This is a genomic window from Burkholderia sp. YIM B11467 (assembly GCF_052952715.1).
In genome coordinates this window covers 138686-152010 of record NZ_JBQVSQ010000008.1, presented here as the reverse complement: position 1 = coordinate 152010, position 13325 = coordinate 138686, and the positions used below count along the sequence as shown (strand labels likewise).

General features: G+C 66.8%; 14 protein-coding genes. 8 read left to right on the top strand and 6 right to left on the bottom strand.

The annotated features are described in order from the left end of the window. Positions 1-19: 19 nt before the first annotated feature. On the bottom strand, positions 20-1582 hold the full coding sequence (locus ACTRWB_RS26155; protein WP_446903551.1) for a class I adenylate-forming enzyme family protein: 1563 nt from the start codon (positions 1580-1582) through the stop codon (positions 20-22). Between the two features lie 240 nt (positions 1583-1822). Here ACTRWB_RS26155 and ybaK point away from each other — a divergent pair, with 240 nt between their 5' ends. Then, positions 1823-2314, top strand: coding sequence for a Cys-tRNA(Pro) deacylase (ybaK, locus tag ACTRWB_RS26150; protein WP_048245167.1), 492 nt, complete (start codon positions 1823-1825; stop codon positions 2312-2314). Between the two features lie 108 nt (positions 2315-2422). Next, positions 2423-3061, top strand: coding sequence for a glycerol-3-phosphate 1-O-acyltransferase PlsY (plsY, locus tag ACTRWB_RS26145; protein ID WP_048245165.1), 639 nt, complete (start codon positions 2423-2425; stop codon positions 3059-3061). Positions 3062-3133: 72 nt separating this feature from the next. On the opposite strand, the gene ACTRWB_RS26140 is transcribed toward plsY, so the two are convergent. After that, complete coding sequence (locus tag ACTRWB_RS26140; RefSeq protein WP_057926110.1) at positions 3134-3619, bottom strand: YajQ family cyclic di-GMP-binding protein; 486 nt, start codon at positions 3617-3619, stop codon at positions 3134-3136. 136 nt (positions 3620-3755) lie between these two features. Between ACTRWB_RS26140 and murB the strand changes: the two genes are divergently transcribed. From murB to ACTRWB_RS26125, 3 genes are all read left to right on the top strand, one after another. Beyond that, positions 3756-4805: a UDP-N-acetylmuramate dehydrogenase gene (gene murB, locus ACTRWB_RS26135; RefSeq protein WP_446903550.1), complete on the top strand. Its 1050-nt coding sequence runs from the start codon at positions 3756-3758 to the stop codon at positions 4803-4805. 215 nt (positions 4806-5020) lie between these two features. Continuing rightward, positions 5021-5395, top strand: a complete 375-nt coding sequence (locus tag ACTRWB_RS26130) for an ArsR/SmtB family transcription factor (protein WP_048245161.1) — start codon at positions 5021-5023, stop codon at positions 5393-5395. Next, positions 5392-6474 (top strand): SRPBCC domain-containing protein, encoded by a 1083-nt coding sequence (locus tag ACTRWB_RS26125; protein WP_446903549.1) that lies wholly within the window; start codon positions 5392-5394, stop codon positions 6472-6474. Before ACTRWB_RS26130 ends, ACTRWB_RS26125 begins: the two co-directional genes overlap by 4 nt. Before the next feature lie 98 nt (positions 6475-6572). Here the strand turns inward: ACTRWB_RS26125 and argF are convergent, their stop codons facing one another. Further along, positions 6573-7502, bottom strand: a complete 930-nt coding sequence (argF, locus tag ACTRWB_RS26120) for an ornithine carbamoyltransferase (RefSeq protein ID WP_343494828.1) — start codon at positions 7500-7502, stop codon at positions 6573-6575. A gap of 413 nt (positions 7503-7915) precedes the next feature. On the opposite strand from argF, the gene ACTRWB_RS26115 reads away from it, so the two are divergent. Then, positions 7916-8236 (top strand): DUF3579 domain-containing protein, encoded by a 321-nt coding sequence (locus ACTRWB_RS26115; RefSeq protein WP_048245154.1) that lies wholly within the window; start codon positions 7916-7918, stop codon positions 8234-8236. Positions 8237-8384: 148 nt separating this feature from the next. Here the strand turns inward: ACTRWB_RS26115 and rpsT are convergent, their stop codons facing one another. Further along, complete coding sequence (gene rpsT / locus ACTRWB_RS26110) at positions 8385-8657, bottom strand: 30S ribosomal protein S20 (RefSeq protein ID WP_047898858.1); 273 nt, start codon at positions 8655-8657, stop codon at positions 8385-8387. A gap of 246 nt (positions 8658-8903) precedes the next feature. Here rpsT and murJ point away from each other — a divergent pair, with 246 nt between their 5' ends. Together murJ and ACTRWB_RS26100 are read left to right on the top strand one after the other, a co-directional pair. Beyond that, positions 8904-10511 carry a murein biosynthesis integral membrane protein MurJ gene (gene murJ / locus ACTRWB_RS26105; RefSeq protein WP_412023146.1) on the top strand — a complete coding sequence of 536 codons (1608 nt, stop codon included), beginning with the start codon at positions 8904-8906 and terminating at the stop codon, positions 10509-10511. Positions 10512-10519: 8 nt separating this feature from the next. Next, positions 10520-11362, top strand: a complete 843-nt coding sequence (locus tag ACTRWB_RS26100) for a SirB1 family protein (RefSeq protein WP_129512814.1) — start codon at positions 10520-10522, stop codon at positions 11360-11362. A 67-nt stretch (positions 11363-11429) separates the two neighbouring features. On the opposite strand, the gene ACTRWB_RS26095 is transcribed toward ACTRWB_RS26100, so the two are convergent. Together ACTRWB_RS26095 and adk are read right to left on the bottom strand one after the other, a co-directional pair. Then, complete coding sequence (locus tag ACTRWB_RS26095; RefSeq protein ID WP_446903548.1) at positions 11430-12188, bottom strand: SDR family NAD(P)-dependent oxidoreductase; 759 nt, start codon at positions 12186-12188, stop codon at positions 11430-11432. Between the two features lie 323 nt (positions 12189-12511). Beyond that, the gene (adk, locus tag ACTRWB_RS26090) at positions 12512-13174 is read right to left on the bottom strand and encodes an adenylate kinase (protein WP_129512812.1); all 663 of its coding nucleotides are present in this window, start codon (positions 13172-13174) and stop codon (positions 12512-12514) included. Positions 13175-13325: the final 151 nt, after the last annotated feature.

Below are 13325 nucleotides of genomic sequence, written 5' to 3'. Positions count from 1 at the left end.
TGCGCCGTGCCGGCCGGCGTCAGGCCAGCTCGCGCAGCTTGTGCTTCAGCACCTTGCCCGTCGACGCGGCAGGCAGCGCGTCGAGCACGCGAATTCGCGCAGGGCGTTTGTAAGGCGCGAGCCGCTCCGCGCACCATGCGTGCAACGCGGCTTCGCCCGCCGCCGCGCCGGGCACCAGCTCGACGAACGCGAGCACTTCCTCGTTGCCCTCGACCGCGCGGCCGATGACGGCCGCCTGCACGACGTCCGGATGTGCGTTCAGCACCTGTTCGACTTCGACGGGATACACGTTGAAGCCCGACCGGATGATCAGTTCCTTGCTGCGGCCCGCGATCGTCACCGCGCCGTCCGCCTCCTGCCGCGCGAGATCGCCGGTGCTCAGCCAGCCGTCCGGCGAGACGGCGGCGCGCGTCGCGTCCGCGTTGCGGTAGTAGCCGAGCATCACGTTCGGCCCGCGCACGCGGATCTCGCCGACTTCGCCCGGCGGCACGTCGGTGCCGTCCGGTGCGACGATCCGCATCTCCACGCCCGGAATCGGCACGCCGACCGAGCTGTCGGCGCGCGGCGCATCGAGCGGCGTCTGCGTGATCGTCGGGCTGCTTTCGGTCATCCCGTAGCCGTTGTGCAGCGGCACGCCGTACAGACGCTCGACGCGCGCCTTCAGGTTCGCGTCGAGCGGCGAGCCGCCCGAATAGGCAAAGCGCAGGCGCGGCGCGTGCCATGCGTGGCCGTGCGTGTGCAGGTGTTCGAGCAGCTTCGCGTGCATCGCCGGCACGCCCTGGAAGATCGTGACGCCTTCGTCGGCGAGCGCGACGCGCACGGCTTCGGGCGAGAAGCGCGGGGCGAGCCGCAGCGTCGCGCCCGCGTACAGGCTGCCGAGACAGACCGACGCGAGCCCGTACACGTGCGACGCGGGCAGCACCGTGTAGACGACGTCGTCCGGCGACACGCGGCGCAGCGTGCTCGACGTCGCCGCGATGAACAGCAGGTTGCGGTGCGACAGCATCACGCCTTTCGGCGCGCCCGTCGTGCCGGTCGTGTAGATCAGCGCAGCGCATTGCGCGGCGCCGTCGGCGGCCACCGCTTCGCACGGTGCGCTCGCGTCGACGTGATACGACCACGCGCCGATGTCGACCGGCAGCGCGCCGGCGGGCGTCGCGCCGTGCCGTGCCGCATGCGCGCGCGCGTCGGGCGAGGTGTCCGTCGCGAACGCGATCAGCTTCGGACGCGCGTGCGCGGCGATCGCGTCGAGTTCGCCGGCCGACAGCCGCGCGTTCGACACGAGCGCCCACGCGTCGAGGCGGGCGACCGCGAACAGCAGCACGATCTGCGCGACGCAGTTTTCCGCGACGATCATCACGCGGTCGCCGCCTTGCACGCCGACGCGCGCGAGCAGCGCGGCCGCCGCGTCGACGGCCCGCGACAGGTCGCCGTACGACAGGCGCCGCGCGTCCTCGATCAGCGCCGGGTGCGCGCTCGCCTGCGCAGCCCAGCGTGCGGGCACGTCGGCGATGCGGCTCGGCAGCGCGGCGAGCAGCGTATCGACGTCGAGCGGCTCGGAGGAACGGATGGACGAGGGCATGGCGTCTCCAGAAAAGGGGCGGGCGGCGGCGTGACGATGTTTGCGAACGATCGTGCCATGACGACGCGCGCGCCACAATCGGCCAATCGGGCAATAGCGCTTCGCGATGTCCGCAATGATGATGAGCGGGATCGTTGCGGCGATGCCGCGGGCCGCCCGGCGGAAAACGGGCCGCGAGTATACCGCCGGCGCCGGCGCGCCATCGCGCGAGCGCCGGTCGTTCACCATTAGAATGCCGCCATGAGCAAATCCAGACACGTGTCCGAAACCCCCGCGACCCAGCTGTTGCGCCGCCACGGCGTCGCGTTCGGCGAGCATCCGTACGAATACGTCGAGCACGGCGGCACCGGCGAATCGGCGCGCCAGCTCGGCGTCGACGAGCACAGTGTCGTGAAGACGCTCGTGATGGAAGACGAACACGCGAAGCCGCTGATCGTGTTGATGCACGGCGACCGCACCGTGTCGACGAAGAACCTCGCGCGGCAGATCGGCGCGAAGCGCGTCGAGCCGTGCAAGCCCGACGTCGCGAACCGCCATTCGGGCTATCTCGTCGGCGGCACGTCGCCGTTCGGCACGCGCAAGACGATGCCCGTCTACGTCGAGGCGACGATCCTCGAACTGCCGACGATCTACCTGAACGGCGGGCGTCGCGGTTATCTCGTCAGCCTCGAGCCGGCGGTGCTCACGTCGCTGCTCGGCGCGCAGCCGGTGCAGTGCGCGAGCGTCGACTGAGGGTTTCACCTTCGTGGCAGGCCGTGCTCGTTCGGTAGAATGGGCGCCGTTTCGGCTTGCCGCACATAGCCTTCCCTTTACCGATACGTTGAAAGAAGAGTCCTCCGCATGCAGATCCTGCTCGCCGCCCTCGTTGCCTACCTGATCGGTTCGGTGTCGTTCGCCGTCGTCGTCAGCGGGGCGATGGGCCTGGCCGACCCGCGTTCGTACGGGTCGAAGAATCCCGGCGCGACCAACGTGCTGCGCAGCGGCAACAAGAAGGCCGCGATCCTGACGCTCGTCGGCGACGCGTTCAAGGGCTGGATCGCCGTCTGGCTCGCGCGGCACTTCGGCCTGCCCGACGTCGCGGTCGCATGGGTGGCGATCGCCGTGTTCCTCGGCCACCTGTATCCGGTGTTCTTCCGCTTCCAGGGCGGCAAGGGCGTCGCGACCGCGGCCGGCGTGCTGCTCGCCGTGCACCCGGTGCTCGGGCTCGCGACCGCGCTGACCTGGCTGATCGTCGCGTTCTTCTCCCGCTATTCGTCGCTTGCCGCGCTGGCGGCGGCCGTGTTCGCGCCGGTGTTCGACGTGTTCCTGTTCGGCACGGGCCACAACCCGGTCGCGTGGGCCGTGCTCGCGATGAGCGTGCTGCTCATCTGGCGTCACCGCGGCAATATTTCGAAGCTGCTCGCGGGGCAGGAGAGCCGGATCGGCGACAAGAAGAAAGCGGCCGCGGACGGCGGCGCGCAGGACGGCGGGAAAGCCTGACGCAGCGGCGATTGCCGCGTGCCGGGCGCGCCGCGTGTGCGGGGCCCGGCGTGATGACGGATCGGCGGCCGATCAGTCGCGGAAGTTGTTGAAGTCGAGCGGCGTATCGGTCACATCCTTGCGCAGCATCGCGATCACGTTCTGCAGGTCGTCGCGCTTCGTGCCCGCCACGCGCACGGCGTCGCCCTGGATGCTTGCCTGCACCTTGATCTTGCTGTCCTTCACGAGCCGCACGATCTTCTTCGCGAGATCGCCCGTCACGCCTTTCTTCACGGTGACGATCTGCTTGACCTTGTCGCCGCCGATCTTCTCGACCTTGCCATAGTCGAGGAAGCGCACGTCGACGTTGCGCTTGGCCAGCTTGTTGATCAGCACGTCCTTGACCTGGCCGAGCTTGAAATCGTCGTCGGCGAACAGCGTCAGCTCGCGCTCCTTCTGCTCGACGCGCGCGTCGGAGCCCTTGAAGTCGAAGCGCGTCGAAATTTCCTTGTTCGACTGCTCGATGGCGTTCTTCACTTCGATCATGTTCGCTTCGGAAACGACGTCGAACGATGGCATGGTTTTCTCCCTTGAGATGCGGGCACCCGGCTCGCGCGCGGGCACTCGCTATAATTGCGGACTGTTTGCCATTTTACCGATGCCCCTCCGTTTGCCCAAGGCCGGCCATGCGCCGCTCGGGCGGACGTGACCGCGAATGCCGATGCCCCCTGACGATTCCGCCCTGTCGCTGCTTCCCGACCATCCGCTCGCCGCACACAACACGTTCGGCATCGCCGCGACGGCCCGCTTTGCCGCGCGCATCACGCATGCGTCGCAGTTCGAGGCGCTGCATCGCGACGCGCGCGTCGCGAGCCTGCCGCGGCTCGTGCTCGGTGGCGGCAGCAATGTCGTGTTCACGCGCGATTTCGACGGTGTCGTGCTGCTCGACAAGATCGCGGGCCGCCGCGTCGTGCGCGAGGACGACGACGCGTGGTACGTCGAGGCCGGCGGTGGCGAGAACTGGCACGCATTCGTCGCGTGGACGCTCGAGCACGGGATGCCCGGCCTCGAGAACCTCGCGCTGATTCCGGGCACCGTCGGCGCCGCGCCGATCCAGAACATCGGCGCGTACGGTCTCGAGATGAAGGCGTATTTCGACTCGCTGGTCGCGGTCGAGCTGGCGACGGGGCGCAGCGAGCGCTTCGACGCCGCGCGCTGTGCGTTCGGCTATCGCGACAGTTTCTTCAAGCGGGAAGGGCGCGGCCGGTACGCGATCGTGTCCGTGACGTTCCGGCTGCCCAGGCAATGGACGCCGCGGCTTGGCTACGCGGACGTCACGCGCGAGCTCGACGCGCGCGGTATCGCGCCCGATGCGGCGACGCCGCGCGACGTGTTCGACGCGGTCGTTGCGATCCGCCGCGCGAAGCTGCCCGATCCGCTCGTGCTCGGCAACGCGGGCAGTTTTTTCAAGAATCCGGTGATCGATGCCGCGCAGTTCGATGCGTTGCGCACCCGCGCGCCAGAGGTCGTGTCGTATCCGCAGCCGGACGGGCAGGTCAAGCTTGCCGCCGGCTGGCTGATCGACCGCTGCGGCTGGAAGGGGCGTGCGCTGGGCGCGGCGGCCGTGCATGACCGCCAGGCGCTCGTGCTCGTCAATCGCGGCGGCGCGACGGGCGCCGACGTGCTCGCGCTCGCACAGGCGATCCAGCGCGACGTGTTCACGAAATTTGGCGTCGAGCTGGAGCCGGAGCCGGTCTGCCTGTAAGCCGGGTCAGGACACCCGCGTAACGGAACCGTGCCGGCTGTTGCCGGTTCCACACGGCGAACCGTCCATTTTTCTCGAAGCACGCCGTCATGTCCCGCATCGCGCCGCACCGCCCGGCGGCGATGCGCGCGTCGTTTCGTCCCGCTCCCGTCCATCCGCGCCGCCACACCCATCATCCCCTTGACTCTCATTTAACCTTGAAGTTAAATGAGATCATGCACTCCACATCCGATCCCCTGTCCGCGGTGTTCGCCGCGCTGGCCGACCCTACCCGGCGCGCGATCCTGGTGCGGCTGGCCGAGGGCGCGGCGCCCGTCGGCGAACTGGCCCGGCCGTTCGACATGTCGGCGCCGGCGATTTCGAAGCACCTTCGCGTGCTGTCGGAGGCCGGGTTGATCGAGCGGGAAGTCAATGCGCGCTGGCGAATCTGCCGGTTGCGTGCGGACGGGATGCGCGATGCGCACGGGTGGCTCGAAGCCTATCGGCAATATTGGGAAGAGAGCCTCGATCGACTGACGGCGTTCGTCGAACAATCGTGCGCGGGCGGCACGGCCGGCGACGACGCCCCACCTCGGCGGGAGAAGTCATGAGTCAGGCAGCGACGTTTCATCTCGAATTGAACCGGTTCATCCGCGCGCCGCGCGAACGTGTTTTCGACGCGTTCACGAACGAAACCGCGCTGGCGACCTGGCATTGTCCGCGCGGGATGGGCGTGATCGAAGCAAGCGCCGACGCGCGGGTCGGCGGCAAGTACCGCATCGTGATGGGTGGGCGCGACGGTTCGCGCCACATCGCGGGCGGCGAATACCAGAAGGTCGATCGCGTCGACTTTCTGGCGTACACGTGGGCCTGGGAGGCCGGGGCGATGCCGGCCGACCTGAAGACGCTGATCGAGGTCACGTTCACCGACCAGGACGGCGGCACGCATCTGCACATGCGTCACAGCGGCTTTCCGAGCGAGGCCGAGCGCGATTCGCACATGGGCGGATGGCAATCGGTGTTCAACCGGCTCAACGATCTGCTGGACCCGGAGGGCAGCGCGGGTACCGTCGTCGTGATCGGCGATCCGCGCAGCAGCTATTGCCGGACCGTGCGGATGGCGCTCGCGGAAAAGGGCGTCGCGTACACGTTGCAGCCGTTGCCGCCGCATTCGCCGGAAGTGCTCGCGCATAACCCGTTCGGGCTCATCCCGGCATTCTGCGACGGTCCGATCGAGTTCTACGAAACGCGTGCGATCCTCGGCTATATCGACGAAGCATTCGACGGCCCGAGCCTGCTGCCCCGGTGGGGCGCCACCGCGCATGCGCGCGGCGAGCAATGGATCAGCGTGATCAACTGCTACGCGTACGACGCGATGGTGCGCCGCTACGTGCTGCAGTACGTGTTCCCGAAAGGCGAGAATGGCCAGCCTGATCGCGCGGTGATCGACACGGCGCTGCCTGAAATCGACAAGCATCTGCAGGTGTTCGACACCGTGTACGGCGGTCGCGATTACCTGGCCGGCAGCGAGTTGTCGATGGCGGATCTGTTCCTCGCGCCGATCCTGGCGTACGTGGGCATGTTCCCCGAAGGGGCGGAATTGCTGCGGAAATACCCGAACGTCACGCGTGCGCAGGCGGTGATGCGCGAGCGGCCAAGCTTCGCCGCGACGCAGCCGGCGCCGGGCTGATGGGGGCATCGCCATGAGCGCGCCTGCCGCGCGGGTGGCGGGAAAATAAAAAGCGCCGGCTGTGCCGGCGCTTGTCGCTTGCGGCGATGCCGCGCGTGTCAGTGCTTCAGCCGGCCGAGCAGCAGGAACTCCATCAGCGCCTTCTGCACGTGCAGGCGGTTTTCCGCTTCGTCCCACACGACGCTCTGCGGGCCGTCGATCACGCCGGCCGTCACTTCCTCACCGCGGTGCGCGGGCAGGCAGTGCATGAACAGCGCGTCCGGGTTCGCGTGGCCCATCATTTCCTCATCGACGCACCAGTCGGCGAACGCCTGCTTGCGTGCCTCGTTCTCGGCCTCGAAGCCCATGCTCGTCCACACGTCGGTCGTCACGAGATCGGCGCCCTTGCACGCTTCGTTCGGGTCGTCGCACACCTCGTAGAACGGCGCGCTGTCGGGCGAAACGAGCTTCATGTCGAGCGCATAGCCGGGCGGCGTAGACAGGCGCAGCTTGAAGCCGAGGATCTGCGCGGCTTCGATCCACGTGTAGAGCATGTTGTTCGCGTCGCCGACCCACGCGACGGTCTTGCCGGCGATTGGGCCGCGGTGCTCGTAGTACGTGAAGATGTCGGCGAGCACCTGGCACGGGTGGTATTCGTTGGTCAGGCCGTTGATCACCGGCACGCGGGAGTTGTCCGCGAAGCGCTGGATGATCTCCTGCTCGAACGTGCGGATCATGATGATGTCGACCATCCGCGAGATCACCTGCGCGGAATCCTCGACCGGCTCGCCGCGGCCGAGCTGCGTGTCGCGGGTGCTCATGAACACGGCGTGGCCGCCGAGCTGGAAGATCCCGGCTTCGAACGACAGGCGCGTGCGCGTCGAGTTCTTCTCGAAGATCATCGCGAGCGTGCGGTCGTGCAGCGGGTGATAGGTCTCGTAGTTCTTGAACTTGCGCTTCAGGATACCCGTGCGTTCGAGCACGTACTCGTAGTCTTCCAGCGAGAAATCCTTGAACTGCAGGTAGTGACGAATGGTTTTGGCGGTCATGAAGCGAGATACGGCGGGTTTCACCCGGCAGCGAGGCCGGACGGCGCCGCCGTCGGGTGTGGATAACTCAAAGCAGCATAAAGGATTTTCTGTGCTTTGACGAGCCACGGAGAGAAACGGGGCGCGATCTCGTCATGCCGTCGGCAGTACGGGAAGCGGGGCCTCGGAACGACGCGCGATGGCGCGCTGCGGTATAATCCGAAAGTTTTCTCCAGCCCGGCAGGCAAGCCTCATCGCGCTCTGCCGGACACAAGCCGTGCGCTGCACAAATCCGGTGCAGTACACCGGCGGCGCGCTCCGACGCCCCGTTTTCGGGATATCGGATGGCTTGTGCCGCCGTTCATTCCAGCTTTGTGTTCGCGTATCCAGGCGCCGTCGCCTGGGCATCGCCGGGCCGTCACTTGGGTAACCACATGGCTGAAACCCCTCCGACCGAATTTTTCATCCAGGGCATCACGAAAGACGGAAAAAAGTTTCGCCCGAGCGACTGGTCGGAACGTCTGGCCGGTGTGATGGCCTGCTTCGGGCCGGGGGCGAGCGGGCCGAATGCGCGTCTCAAGTATTCGCTGTACGTGCGCCCGACGATGCTCGGCGACCTGAAGTGCGTGATCCTCGATTCCCGGCTGCGCGACATCGAGCCGATGGCTTTCGATTTCGTGCTGAATTTCGCGAAGGACAACAACCTCGTCGTCACCGAGGCGTGCGAACTGCCGGATTACAGCGCGAAGAAATGATGCCGACGGGCGAGGGCGCCTGCTGCGCCCGCCCTGGCTGTTGTCGGCCGGCGAGATGTCCGGACGACAGACGACAAAAAAGCCCGCCTAGGCGGGCTTTTTTGCGATCGCAGGAAACAGGAGCGCCCGCGTGGGCGGGCGCACCGAGTTACGCTGCTGCCTGCAGGCCCTTGACGGCTGCGGCCAGGCGGCTCTTGCTGCGAGCGGCCTTGTTCTTGTGAACGATCTTCTTGTCGGCGATCGTGTCGATCGTCTTCACGGCAGCCTTGAACAGATCGGCAGCCTTTGCGTGGTCGCCGGCTTCAACAGCCTTGCGAACCGACTTGATCGCGGTACGGAATTTCGAGCGCAGCGCCGAGTTGTGCGAGTTTGCCTTCGCGGCCTGGCGGGCGCGCTTGCGTGCTTGTGCGGAGTTAGCCATGACGGTTCCTTATCCTGTCCTGTTTCCAGAGCTTGGAGCCTGACGGCCAAGCGCTGCTTTTCGATCCGTCCCCTGAGAACGATTGCCCAGGGGCGCATAAAAAAACGGTGAGTTTAACCGAGGCCGGGACATGAAAACGGCAGTTGCCGCGCATGTACGAGCCCAGAAACCGGCGATTATAGCAACAAAATCAAGCGAGTGGCAAGCTTGAAGTGATTCCCGTCGGGAGGGACGCCGGCGGCGTGCGTGCTTTTCGGCTTCGGCCCGTGCCGGGCCACGCAACGTCCGTATAATAAGCGCCCCATGAATCTATTCCGAGCCCTGCTGACGGTCAGCGGCTTCACGCTGCTGTCGCGCGTGACCGGACTGGCCCGCGAGACGCTGATCGCCCGTGCGTTCGGCGCCAGTCAATACACCGACGCGTTCTACGTCGCCTTCCGTATCCCGAACCTGCTGCGCCGCCTGTCCGCCGAGGGCGCGTTCTCGCAGGCGTTCGTGCCGATCCTCGCCGAGTTCAAGAACCAGCAGGGGCACGATGCCACGAAGGCGCTCGTCGACGCGATGTCGACCGTGCTTGCGTGGGCGCTTGCCGTGCTGTCGGTCCTCGGGATCTTCGGTGCGTCGTGGGTCGTGTTCGCGGTCGCGTCCGGCCTGCACACCGACGGGCAGGCGTTCCCGCTCGCGGTCACGATGACGCGGATCATGTTCCCGTACATCGTGTTCATTTCGCTGACGACGCTCGCGTCCGGCGTGCTGAACACGTACAAGAGCTTCTCGCTGCCCGCGTTCGCGCCGGTGCTGCTCAACGTCGCGTTCATCGCCGCGGCCGTGTTCGTCGCGCCGCACCTGAAGGTGCCGGTGTACGCGCTTGCGTGGGCCGTCATCGTCGGCGGCGTGCTGCAGTTCCTCGTGCAGCTGCCGGGCCTGAAGAAGATCGACATGGTGCCGCTGATCGGCCTGAACCCGCTGCGCGCGCTGCGTCACCCCGGCGTGAAGCGCGTGCTCGCGAAGATGGTGCCCGCGACGTTCGCGGTGTCGGTCGCGCAGCTGTCGCTGATCATCAACACCAACATCGCGTCGCGGCTCGGGCAGGGCGCCGTGTCGTGGATCAACTACGCCGACCGCCTGATGGAATTTCCGACGGCGCTGCTCGGCGTCGCGCTTGGCACGATCCTGCTGCCGAGCCTGTCGAAGGCGCACGTCGACGCCGATTCGCACGAGTATTCGGCGCTGCTCGACTGGGGGCTGCGCGTCACGTTCCTGCTCGCGGCACCGAGCGCGCTCGCGCTGTTCTTCTTCGCGACGCCGCTCACCGCAACCCTGTTCAACTACGGCAAGTTCGACGCGCATACCGTCACGATGGTCGCACGCGCGCTCGCGACCTACGGGATCGGCCTCGTCGGCATCATCCTGATCAAGATCCTCGCGCCGGGCTTCTATGCGAAGCAGGACATCAAGACGCCCGTGAAGATCGCGATCGGCGTGCTGATCGTCACGCAGATCTCGAACTATGTGTTCGTGCCGCTGATCGGCCACGCGGGCCTCACGTTGAGCATCGGCGTCGGCGCGTGCCTGAACTCGCTGCTGCTGTTCATCGGGCTGCGCAAGCGCGGCATCTACCAGCCGTCGCCGGGCTGGCTGCGCTTCTTCGTGCAGCTGATCGGCGCGACGCTCGTGCTCGCGGGCCTGATGCACTGGTTCTCGATCGCCTTCGACTGGACCGGGATGCGCGCGCAGCCGCTCGATCGCATCGCGCTGATGGCCGCGTGCCTCGTGCTGTTCGCTGCACTATATTTCGGTATGTTGTGGGTGATGGGCTTCAAATACGCTTATTTCAGAAGGCGCGCCAAGTGACGACCGCTATGACCCGCGTCCTCGACTACTTCAGCACGCTCGTGGCGGACGACGACAGCCTGCCCGTCACGGAAACCGCGCTGTCGCTGGCGCAGGACGCGTATCCCGACCTCGACCTGCAGGGCACGCTGGCCGAACTCGACATGCTGGCAGCGCGGCTGAGCCGGCGGCTCGCCGACGATGCGGACCTGAAGGGCCGTGTCGCCGCGCTGAACGACTTCTTCTTCCGCGAACTGGGCTTCGCGTGCAATCACAACGACTACTACGACCCCGATAACAGCCACCTGAACGCGGTGCTGAAGCGGCGGCGCGGGATTCCGATCTCGCTGTCGGTGCTGTATCTGGAGCTCGCCGAACAGATCGGCGTGCCGGCGCGCGGCGTGTCGTTCCCCGGTCATTTCCTGCTGCGCGTCACGCTGCCGGACGGCGACCTGATCATTGATCCGACCAATGGCCATTCGCTGTCCGAAGCCGAGATGGTCGAGATGCTCGAGCCGTACGTCGCGCGCGCGGCCGGTGCGGTCGACAGCGCGTTGCGCGCGCTGCTGCAGCCCGCGACGAGCCGCGAGATCATCGCGCGGATGCTGCGCAACCTGAAGACGATCTATCTGCAGACGGAACGCTGGCAGCGGCTGCTCGCGGTGCAGCAGCGCCTCGTGATCCTGTTGCCCGAGCAGCTCGACGAGGTGCGCGATCGCGGTTTCGCGTATGCGCGGCTCGACTACCTGCGCCCCGCGCTCGAGGATCTCGAGCAGTATCTCGGCGAGCGGCCGGATGCGGACGACGCGACCGTCGTCGAGTCGCAGGTCACCGAACTGCGGCAGCGGATGCAGCGCGACGGCGAGGATTGAGCCGGCGCGCGATTGTCGAAGCCTCGAATCAAAAACGCCCGCATCGCGGGCGTTTTTTCATCGGCGCTTACTTCGGCTGCATCCGGATCGCGCCGTCGAGGCGGATCACCTCGCCGTTGAGCATCGGATTCTCGACGATCTGCCGCACCAGCATCGCGTATTCGGCCGGTTTGCCGAGCCGCGGCGGGAACGGCACCATCGCGCCGAGCGCGTCCTGCACGTCCTGCGGCATGCCGAGCAGCATCGGCGTCTCGAACAGGCCGGGCGCGATCGTCATCACGCGGATGCCGCTGCGCGACAGGTCGCGTGCGATCGGCAGCGTCATGCCCGCGACACCGGCCTTCGAGGCCGCGTATGCGGCCTGGCCGATCTGTCCGTCGAAGGCGGCGACCGACGCGGTGCTGACGATCACGCCGCGCTCGCCTTCCGCCGTCGGCGCGGTTGCCGCCATCGCGGCGGCCGCGAGCCGAATCATGTTGAACGTGCCAACGAGGTTCACGTTGATCGTTTTCGCGAACACGTCGAGCGGATGCGCGCCGTCCTTGCCGACCGTTTTCGCGGCGGGCGCGATGCCCGCGCAGTTCACGAGGCCGCGCAGCGTGCCCGCACGCGTCGCCGCGTCGACGGCCGCCTGCGCGTCGGCCTCGCTCGAGACGTCGCAGCGCACGAACTCACCGCTCAGCTCGGTCGCGAGCGCGACGCCCGCCGCCTCGTTCAGGTCGGCGAGCACGACCTTGCCGCCTGCCTGCGCGAGCATCCGGGCCGTTCCGGCGCCGAGGCCCGATGCACCACCCGTGATCAGAAAGACGTTGCCGCGAATCTCCATGACTGCCTCCTTTGTCGACCGCCCTTAGCGCTTTAGCGCTTAGGGAGGTCCCATGCAAAGCGTCGACCGCCCTTAGCGCTTTAGCGCTTAGGGAGGTCCCATGCAAAGCGTCGACCGCCTTTAGCGCTTTAGCGCTTTAGCGCTTAGGGAGGTCCCATGCAAAGCGTCGACCGCCCTTGGCGCTTTAGCGCTCAGGGAGGTCCCATGCAAAGCGGTGGTTTCGATGCCGGGCGTACCCGTTCGACCGATTGTACGGGGCGCCGTCGCGCGGCCGAAAAAAAAGCCGCCCGGAAAGGGCGGCTTGCGGATGCGCGATGCGCTACTTACTTCAGCGCGTCAAACGCGCGCTCGCGGATTTCCTCGACGCTGCCGAGGCCCGAGATCTTGCGATACTGCGGGGCCTTCAGGCCGTTTTCCTCGCCGCGCTGCGCCCAGTCGCCGTAGTACTTGATCAGCGGCTTGGTCTGCGCTTCGTACACTTCGAGACGCTTCTTGACGGTTTCTTCCTTGTCGTCGTCGCGCTGGATCAGCGGTTCGCCCGTCACGTCGTCGTGGCCCTCGACCTTCGGCGGGTTGAACTTGACGTGGTACGTGCGGCCCGATGCCGGGTGCGTGCGGCGGCCGCTCATGCGCTCGATGATTTCCGAGAACGGGACGTCGATCTCGAGCACGTAGTCGATCGCGACGCCGGCTTCCTTCATCGCGTCAGCCTGCGCGATCGTGCGCGGGAAGCCGTCGAACAGGTAGCCGTTCGCGCAATCGGATTCCTTCAGGCGCTCCTTGACGAGGCCGATGATCAGGTCATCCGTCACGAGCTTGCCTTCATCCATGAAGCGCTTCGCTTCGATGCCGAGCGGCGTGCCGGCCTTCACGGCCGCGCGCAGCATGTCGCCCGTCGAGATTTGCGGGATGCCGAACTTTTCCTTGATGAAGTTTGCCTGGGTGCCCTTTCCCGCGCCGGGTGCACCCAACAGGATCAAACGCATGGTGATATCTCCAAGTATGTAGATTCGTGTGGCGAGCTTCGAAGGCGTCGGCGACAGTGTGCGCGGGGCTTGCCTGGCGCGCGGCGGGCTGGTCTGATGCGGCGCGTCGGCTTCGGCGACGCGCGGCTGCCGGCAGGGCCGCGGGCGGGGT